At 67.2% G+C, this 1,999-nt stretch carries 2 protein-coding genes; one reads left to right on the forward strand and one right to left on the reverse strand.

Annotation, left to right across the window (positions count from 1 at the left end; genetic code table 11):
- Positions 1-37 precede the first annotated feature (37 nt).
- Positions 38-616 carry a hypothetical protein gene (locus AB0436_RS30505; protein WP_366471168.1) on the reverse strand — a complete coding sequence of 193 codons (579 nt, stop codon included), beginning with the start codon at positions 614-616 and terminating at the stop codon, positions 38-40.
- Between the two features lie 121 nt (positions 617-737).
- On the opposite strand from AB0436_RS30505, the gene AB0436_RS30510 reads away from it, so the two are divergent.
- Positions 738-1,970, forward strand: a complete 1,233-nt coding sequence (locus tag AB0436_RS30510; RefSeq protein WP_366471169.1) for an IS701 family transposase — start codon at positions 738-740, stop codon at positions 1,968-1,970.
- Positions 1,971-1,999: the final 29 nt, after the last annotated feature.

Genomic DNA, 1,999 nt, shown 5'->3' on the forward strand with positions numbered 1-1,999 from the left:
TAGTACTCCAGCCGTAGATCGTGACTGGGCTTGTGCCTCATGCTCTCCGTGGCTTACGAGGCTTGTTCCAGTTGCCGTGTGGTCGGTTTCGTTCCTGAGCCAGCATCGCCGCGTCGAACTCGACTTTGCTTGTCCGTGCTCGTGGTTCGGGTTCGAGCACGGCCAAAGTCGATCGCCACGGGACGGTGGAGGCCCAGCCGACAAGGGGCATGGTCTCGTTGTAGTGGGGAGCGAACTGCGTGGTGATGAGGGTTGGCATCTGATAATTCAGGCCGCGCACGTGCTCGATGAATGCCTCTGGGAGTAGGACGTGGTGCGTTTCAACGTAGTGCGGGAAGTCCTGGCGCCAGAGCCAGGCACCGTCGGTGACCAGCGATGAGCAACCCAAGGAGTGGCGGTGTGAGTCGCCGGTGACGACGTCGTGGCCCGCTTCCATGACGTCGATGAGAACGTGGCCGGCATCCAGATAGGCCACCAGGTCCGCCTCGTCCCGCTCACCAACGGGCTGGATGGCATCGCGTATGGACCCGCTCGACTGGCCGGGGCGGTTGTCGAGTTCGTCATAGAAGCCCAGCAATCCCAGCACCGCATCTCCTTCGACGACGGGATCTTCCACCCTGCTGGCACCAGTGGGTGCGGCCACCGGTGATCATCAGTGTGTGAAGACAGAAGATCAGACGGTGGCCGCAGGCCACAGCATAGATCCCGCCCGGTGGCAGGACATGTTCGAGGTCCTGATGGGCCGCATCGCGGGGCGGTTCGCCCGGGTGGAACCGCGGCGCCGGGCGCGGGCCCTGGTGCTCGGGTTGCTGTCGGACCTACCACGCAAGAATTGCTGGACGATCGCCGAGCAAGCGGGGGACGCGACCCCGGACGGCCTGCAGCACCTGCTGTCCAGAGCCAGGTGGGACGCCGACGCGGTCCGAGACGACATCCGCGGCTTCGTCGTCGAGCAGTTGCGCCACGACGACGCGGTGCTCGTCGTTGATGAGACCGGCGATCTGAAGAAGGGCACCGCCACGGTGGGCGTGCAGCGCCAGTACACCGGCACCGCCGGACGCATCGAAAACAGCCAGGTCGCCGTCTACCTCGCCTACTCCACCCCGCTCGGACACGCCGCGATCGACCGGGAACTGTACGTCCCGCGCTCCTGGACCGACGACACGGCCCGCTGCCAGGCCGCCGGGATTCCCGACACCGTCGGCTTCGCCACGAAACCCGCGCTCGCCGCCCGCATGATCGGCCGCGCGCTGGACGCCGACGTTCCCGTGTCCTGGGTGGCCGGTGACGAGGTCTACGGAGGCAACCCGCACCTGCGGACCGCGCTGGAGGCGCGCAGGATGGGCTATGTCCTCGCTGTCGCCTGCGACCACCAGATCACCACCCGCGTGGGCAAAATCCGCGCCGACGCCCTGGTCACGAAGCTGCCGAAGCGAGCCTGGCAGAAGCTCTCCGCCGGCGCCGGAGCCAAAGGGCACCGCTTCTACGACTGGGCCCTGGCCGAAATCACCGACGCCCGGCCCGGCCACCGCCACCTGCTCGTCCGCCGCAACCGGCGCACCGGCGAACTTGCCTTCTATCGCTGCTACTCGGCGACTCAGGTGCCGCTGTCCACCCTCGTGAAGGTCGCCGGGCGCAGGTGGACGGTCGAAGAGACCTTCCAGTCCGGTAAGGGCCTGGCCGGACTGGACGAACACCAGGTCAGGCGCTGGACGTCCTGGCACCGCTGGGTCACCCTCGCGATGCTCGCCCACGCCTTCCTCGCCGCGGCCACCGCCCACGAACGCGCTCGGGAACAGACCTTGGACGGCCTGATCCCGCTGACGTGCAACGAGATCCAGCACCTGTTCACCACGCTCGTCGCCCAGACCGTCCACGCGGTCAAGCACCGGCTCCGCTGGTCTCAGTGGCGCCGACGCCATCAAGCCCGAGCTCGAACCTGCCACTACCAGGCGCGGGCCGCCCAATAGCCGCAAGATCACGATCTACGGCTGGAGTA

It is taken from the genome of Streptomyces sp. NPDC051322 (assembly GCF_040689485.1).
Classification (GTDB): Bacteria; Actinomycetota; Actinomycetes; order Streptomycetales; family Streptomycetaceae; genus Streptomyces.